We start from the raw sequence: 7043 nt of genomic DNA on the forward strand, positions 1-7043 counted from the left end.
GGATTTAAACGCCTTGGCCGCCGTGCCAGAACAATTTCTCTACCCCACCCCCCTGATGCCGCCCCTATCTTCCTTGGCGGTTTCTGCCCAGGGCCTCTGCCGCAGTTTGCTCAAAGCCCGCCTGGAATTGCCGGCCTATCAATTGATTGCTTTTTTGGGTCTAGCCCTCAACTATGACAGCTCAGATTTAGCCACCCTACAAAAGTTGTCGGAACGTTTACAGGTGCAAACCCAGCCGGAACGGTCGTTAAAAAATCTGCTCAGCGCCCTCCACACCATTGCCAACGACGAACAATTTGAGGCGATCGCCAGCGACAGTGACGAAAAGTACACCAGACCAGGACAAATCACCATCATCACCATGCATAAAGCGAAGGGATTGGATTGGGATTATGTCTTTTTGCCCTTTTTGCACCAGGACACTCTCCCCGGTGATCTATGGGTACCCAAAGGGGGACAATTTTTGGGGCAGTTTACCCTAGCGGAGGTGGCCCGGGCCCAAATTCGCGCCGTGGTACACCATCGTCAACAGGAAAAAGCCGGGGCGATTGCCTTGCCGGTCACCGCCACTGCTTGGCAAGAAGCCCGCCGCCTCAAGGAAGCAGAGGAATACCGATTGCTCTACGTAGCCATGACCAGGGCCAAGCGTTTACTGTGGCTATCCGCCGCCCAGGAAGGGCCCTTTGCCTGGAACCAAATGCAAGCCCGCCAATCCCCCCGTTTACGCGCCAAAGAACCGTCCCGAGCCCTATTGGCTCTGCAAAAGCGCTTCGGTTCCTAGTTCCTAGGGGAAAGACTATAATCGGATCCAAAGGGCATTGGCGGCCACGGCGATCGGTCCAAACCCTTACCCAATATCGGTTTTGGTAAATTTTTGTCTAGATTTTTCGTCCGCTTAACAGTGCTATTTTTGTGCAATTTACTCTGGCTAGTGGCCGCCAGGGCCCCTGCTGGGGCGGAATCACTCCCCGATCGATGGGATGCCTATCCCCAGTGGTCTAATTTGCCCACCCTGGAACAGAGAAAAGGAGAAATTCGTTATCCGGAATGGTTTGCCGGCACTTGGCAGGTCACCAGCACCCTTACCGAACAATTAGCCCCCCTGGCCCCGGACATCGTTAGTCCTGGCTTTGCTAAGAATGGGGCCTACCTGGAACAACCAATTAAATTTCCAGTCAGATTCATTGACCAAACTCCCCTGCCAGAATTTAACTGGGCCCTGTCGGATTTGGTCAACAACACCCCAGTTATTGTGCCCGATCGCCGTTTTAATGCCGAAGCCATCACCCAGGCCTATTTGGGTAAGGATGGAGAAGATATACATATTACTGTCCAGGTTAAAGAACAACCCAGTCCCCGCCTAGTCACCGTTTTTCCCCAACATCAACGACTGGTCTCCACCGTCCTTGGTTATAGCCAAAGCAGCCCCGACCCAGACCACTTCCTCGCCACGGAATTAACCAATCAACAATTTATTGCCGGTGGCACCCAGTACCTCAACCAAGTGGAAACCACCACCGCCTACTACCACCTAGGCCCGGGCAAAATTAGCGCCAGCCAAGTCACCGCGGTTTATTTGTCCCCCACTGACCCCGATTACTTCGCCGCCGGCCACCACCCCATTGCCCTCTATCGCTATGAACTTACCCTAGAAGCTCTGCCAGAACCATGAATTTTGCCGTCACTCCCAGGGAGACCATTGCCAGGGCCATTCAATGGTCCTGTCTTTGTTTGCCGGGGGAGTTGAGTGCGGCGGAAGCCCTGAACCGTTGGCACTACCACCATGGCCAACACCCCTGGGAGCCTGAGGTAGAGACCAAGGCTTTTCCCCCCTGGACTTTGGTGCTAGATAGCCATGGTCAACTGTTGGGTTTATTACCGGACTGGCAATTGGCCGCCGCCCTTTGGACTGAACATTTTTCCCCGGCGATCGCCTTGGCGGAAATCTGCTTACCATGCTCCCTGCGACTGGACTTGGCAAAGTTACCTAGTCTGGGGGAAGTGATGCAGATTTTTGCCACCTGGGGCCACGGCTGGGACGTCATCCCCGTGGTGGATCGACAACATCAAACCTGGGGCTTGTTGAGCGTTGGCAATCTCATCCGCTCAGTAAATCTTTGTCAATTGTGGCAAAGTCTTCCCCTCCAGGTGACGGCCTCTCCTCCCCTTTGCCTAGGGCCAGAAACCACTTTTGGGCAATTGGTCCGCCATTGTTTCGAGCAGCAAATTTCTGGCTTGCCGGTGGTCTATTCCTCCCCTCTACTACCCACCGCCACCACCCGCATTCCCTTGGGGAATATCAGTCTCAGCCATTATTTTAGGAGCCCCAACTATGGCTCTCTCGGTTTGGATAATCCCATCGGCCCAGACCTCAGCCCCACTTTTCCCCTCTGTACCATTAACCAAACCTATTGCCATGCCAGGGAGCTACTCCGCCGGCAGAATGATGATTATGTGATCGTCACCGATATCAGTGGTGCTTTTGTTGGTTGGGTAGGACCCCAGCAATGGCTTGCCACTCTCCAACCGGACGTTTTACTGGAGGCTCTGCAACGGGAAATGGAAATGCCCCGCATTGTCCAGCATTTGGAAGCCCGCATCGTTTGGCAACAGCAACAGCAACAACGTAACCAGCATTTAATCCAGAAACTACTCAGCCATAACCCCAATCTTATTTACCTCTACGATCTGATCAAAAATGAAATCGTCTATCTCAATATCCCCTCCACATTGGTAAACGGGGAGTCCGCTGGAGCATCAATTCCCAACCCCATGGTTGATGCCGGCCCCTGGCGGGATCTCTTACTCCCCCCTGGTTACTTTTCGCGGCAAGAATTGGTGGCACTCGAAGCCCACGAGAAAAAGGAATTTAGCTTTGAATTTACCGATGCCCGGCGATCGGTACACTACTTCACGGTGGAAATTTCCGCCTTTGAAATTGATGGGGGCGGTCAAACGAGCAAAATCCTCTGCTTGGCCCAAGACGTTAGCCAAGGCAAACGGGCAGAAGCGGCACTCCATACCAAGGAACAACAATTGCAAACCTTGGTGAATACCATTGCCGATGGCATTATCATTTTAAATAACCGTGACAAGGTAATCTACGCCAATCCCATGGCTTGCCAGATGTTTGGCCTCAGCGAGGAGGAGTTTTTACAATCCCAACTGGGGCTGTCCAACCAAGGACAAACGGAAATTGGCATTAATGTTTCCCCGGAAGAGGAAGGGGTGGGGGAAATTAAGGCTGTGCCCATCCATTGGCAGGGGGAAGATTGCCGCTTGGTAACGGTGCGGGATGTGACCGATCGCCAACGGGTGCTGAGGAAACTGCGGGACAGCGAACAAATTCACCGCACTTTGTTGGAGGCCTTGCCCAATCTGGTTTGGCGACTTTCTTCCACTGGAGAGGTGTGGGAGTGTAATCAACGGACCTTGGCTTATTTTAGTCGCCGGGGTCGAAAAATTTTGGGTAACACTTGGCAGCAGTTTATTGAGCCGGGGGAACGGGAAACGGTGCAAAGGCAGTGGGGTCAAGGCATCGCCGCCCAGCAATTCTTTCAGTTGGAATGTCGCCTGTGGAGAAATGATGGTCAGTACCGTTGGCACCTGTTGCAGGTATTGCCCCTCCAGGACCGCTTTGGCAGTATCAATGGTTGGCTGGCCAGCAGTACGGACATCGATGATTTGAAAGAGGCGGAAAAGGCCCTCCGTAACCAGGCCCAACAGGAAAAACTGTTATCTTCCATCAGCCAGAGAATTCGGCAGTCCCTCAAGCTAGAAACGATTTTGCGCACCACTGTGACGGAAGTGCGTCGCACCATCCACGCTGACCGGGTGTTAATTTACCACATCCAAGAAGATGGTCTGGGCATCACGATCGCCGAATCGGTGGTCAATGGGCAACCTTCGGTGATGCAAATGGACCTCAGTCCCGCAAGCTTCCCGGAGGAATGCTATCAACGATACCTCAACGGTTACATCTATGCTTCCCACGATCAATTACCGGAGTGTGCCAGTAATTGTGCCGTGCAATGTTTCACCGTGGCGGAGTCCCAATCCAGAATGGTAGCCCCCATTGTTTTTGACCATAGTCTTTGGGGATTACTAATTGTGCACCAGTGCTCCACTACCCGCACTTGGCAAACCGCAGAAATCCAATTAATGCAAAGCCTCGGTAACCAATTGGCGATCGCCATTCAACAATCACTATTGTACGAACGCCTGCAAGAGGAGCTATCGGAAAGACAAAGGGCCGAACAAAAACTGTTGGCAGTCAACCAACTGCAAAAAGGCATTTTTGATGTGGCCAACTACATGATTATCTCCACCGACGGCGAGGGCTTTATCAGTACTTTTAATCGCACTGCGGAGGAGATTTTGGGCTACACAGCGGCGGAACTGATTGGCCAACAAACCCCCCTCATTTTCCATGATCTGGAAGAAATGGCCAGCCAAGTCGCCCAGCTTTCCCAACAGCTAGGGCAAACCCTCCTGCCCAATTCCATCGACATGTTTGCCATTCCCGCCATTCAATGGGGCGTTTATGAAAGGGAATGGACCTACATCACCAAAACTGGCGATCGCCTACCGGTGTACATCTCCATCACCGCCCTGAGGGATAACCAGGGGAACGTGGACGGCTTAGTGGGGGTAATCACCGACCTACGGCGACAAAAGCAAATTGAAATAGAGCGACAAAACCTGGATTTTGTGGTCAAAAATAGCACCGAGCTAATTGTCATCACCGACCTAGAGCAAAGGGTGACCTTCCTCAACCAAGCAGGGCAATCACTAATGGGCCTAGAAAACTTGGAAGCTGCCCAAAGCACCCATCTAAGCGAATACGTGAGTCCCGAGTACCTCAATTTTTGGCAAACAGAAATCATTCCCCAGGTATTCCGTGCCGGTGCTTGGGAGGGGGAATTCAGTCTGCAACATTACCAAACCGCCGCCGAAATTCCCGTCACCGCCTCCGTGTTTCTCCTCCAGGATGGCAACGGCCAACATCCGGCCAACCTGGTGGCGATCGTCCACGACATCACCCATATCAAAAATGCTGAAAAGCGTATTTTGGCTGCCCTGGAAACGGAAAAGGAATTGGGGGAATTGCGTTCCCGGTTTATTTCCACCACGTCCCATGAATTTCGTACTCCTTTGGCAATTATCAGTTCCTCCACTGGCATCTTGAAAAAATATTGGTCAAAACTGGATGGGCAAAGGCGCGGCCAACACCTGGAGCGCATTCAGGAAAGTGTTCATCATATGGTAGAACTACTGGACGACGTGCTCACCATTAACCGGGCGGAAACTAAGTATCTGCCATTTGAGCCCCAACTCCTAGATTTAGTCGGCTTTTGTCAGGGCATCACCGATGAACTCCAGGGCAGTACGGAATACCATTGCCTGTTATTCAGCTATGATGGCCTTAGGGCTGGGGAACCCGTCGCCTTTGACCCCAAATTATTAAGGCAAATTTTGACCAATCTCCTTGGTAATGCGATCAAATACTCTCCCCACGGCCACCAGGTGGAATTCCATCTCCAACGGCGGGGTGACGATGGCGTTTTTTCTGTCCAGGACTACGGTATTGGCATTGCCCCTGAAGAAATACCCAATTTATTTGATAGTTTTTACCGGGGCACCAATGTTGGATCCGTCCCTGGAACCGGCCTGGGGCTGCCCATTGTGAAAAAATGTGCCGAACTCCACGGCGGTGCCATTACTGTGACTAGCCAATTGGGCCAAGGTAGTCGCTTTGAGGTGGATTTACCCCTCTGGTACAGTTAGGCAACCATTGTCGTGGTGTCCCCAAACTGTTAGAATGACAATTCTGATCTTTGTGAACCAACCCTTTTTACAGTTACGTACCTTAGAGAGCAACCGTGGCTAATATTAAGTCCGCCCTGAAGCGCATCGAAATTGCTGAACGCAACCGACTCCAGAACAAAAGCTATAAGTCGGCCATCAAAACCCTGATGAAAAAAACCTTTCAATCGGTGGAGGCCTACACCAATGACCCCAATCCTGACAATCTTGATACGATCAACACCAGTATGTCCGCCGCTTTCAGCAAAATTGATAAGGCGGTGAAGTGCAAGGTAATCCACAAAAACAATGCGGCCCGCAAAAAGGCTCGCCTAGCCAAGGCTCTCCAAAGCGCCCTGCCGGCTGCCTAGGCACCGTCCTTCCCCCTGGGGAAGTTGGTAATTGCGGGTAGTTTTGGCCGATTGTATTGACCAACCGGTATTCTCGCTGGGGACAACCTCTGGTTTTTGGTTACTTGGACGATCGCCCACGGCATTAGGGGAACTATGCATCTAGTTGATACCCATGTCCACATTAACTTTGATGTTTTTGCGGCGGATTTAGACCAGTTACAGCGTCGTTGGCAGCAAGCGGGGGTGGTGCAATTGGTTCATTCCTGTGTGAAGCCCCAGGAATTTGACCAGATCCAAGCCCTGGCTGATCGTTTTCCTGAACTATTTTTTGCCGTGGGGCTCCATCCCTTGGACGCCCAGGATTGGCAAACTAATACTGCTGGGCAAATTTTTGCCTATGCCAAGGCGGATAGCCGGGTGGTGGCCATTGGTGAAATGGGTTTGGATTTTTTCAAGGCCGATAACCGTGACCATCAAATTGAAGTTTTCCGGGCCCAGTTGGCGATCGCCAGGGAATTGAATAAGCCGGTGATTATCCATTGCCGGGATGCCGCGGACACCATGCGCCAAGTGTTGACGAAATTTCAACAAGAACAAGGCCCTGTGACCGGAGTAATGCACTGCTGGGGCGGTAGTCCTGAGGAGACCCAATGGTTTTTGGACCTGGGTTTTTACATCAGTTTCAGTGGTACGGTGACTTTCAAAAAAGCAGAAGCTATCCAAGCCAGTGCCCAAATGGTCCCCCCCGATCGCCTGTTGGTGGAAACCGATTGTCCTTTTTTGGCGCCGGTGCCCCAACGGGGTAAACGCAATGAACCAGCCTTTGTCCGCCATGTGGCCGAGGCGATCGCCGCCCTACGCCATGTCCCCCCAGAAACCCTTGCC

At 52.2% G+C, this 7043-nt stretch carries 5 protein-coding genes; all 5 read left to right on the forward strand.

The genetic code is table 11. The annotated features are described in order from the left end of the window. A partial coding sequence (locus IQ219_RS14675) for an ATP-dependent helicase (protein WP_194073094.1) occupies positions 1 to 781 on the forward strand: 781 nt, incomplete at its 5' end. Positions 782 to 874: 93 nt separating this feature from the next. After that, complete coding sequence (locus tag IQ219_RS14680) at positions 875 to 1672, forward strand: DUF6816 family protein (RefSeq protein WP_228017143.1); 798 nt, start codon at positions 875 to 877, stop codon at positions 1670 to 1672. Then, positions 1669 to 5787 (forward strand): PAS domain S-box protein, encoded by a 4119-nt coding sequence (locus IQ219_RS14685; RefSeq protein ID WP_194073095.1) that lies wholly within the window; start codon positions 1669 to 1671, stop codon positions 5785 to 5787. Before IQ219_RS14680 ends, IQ219_RS14685 begins: the two co-directional genes overlap by 4 nt. A gap of 95 nt (positions 5788 to 5882) precedes the next feature. Beyond that, entirely contained in the window at positions 5883 to 6176 is a 294-nt protein-coding gene (gene rpsT / locus IQ219_RS14690) for a 30S ribosomal protein S20 (RefSeq protein ID WP_190596249.1), read from the forward strand. A gap of 135 nt (positions 6177 to 6311) precedes the next feature. After that, a partial coding sequence (locus IQ219_RS14695) for a TatD family hydrolase (protein ID WP_194073096.1) occupies positions 6312 to 7043 on the forward strand: 732 nt, incomplete at its 3' end.

It is taken from the genome of Synechocystis sp. LEGE 06083, from assembly GCF_015207725.1.
Lineage (GTDB): Bacteria > Cyanobacteriota > Cyanobacteriia > Cyanobacteriales > Microcystaceae > Synechocystis > Synechocystis salina.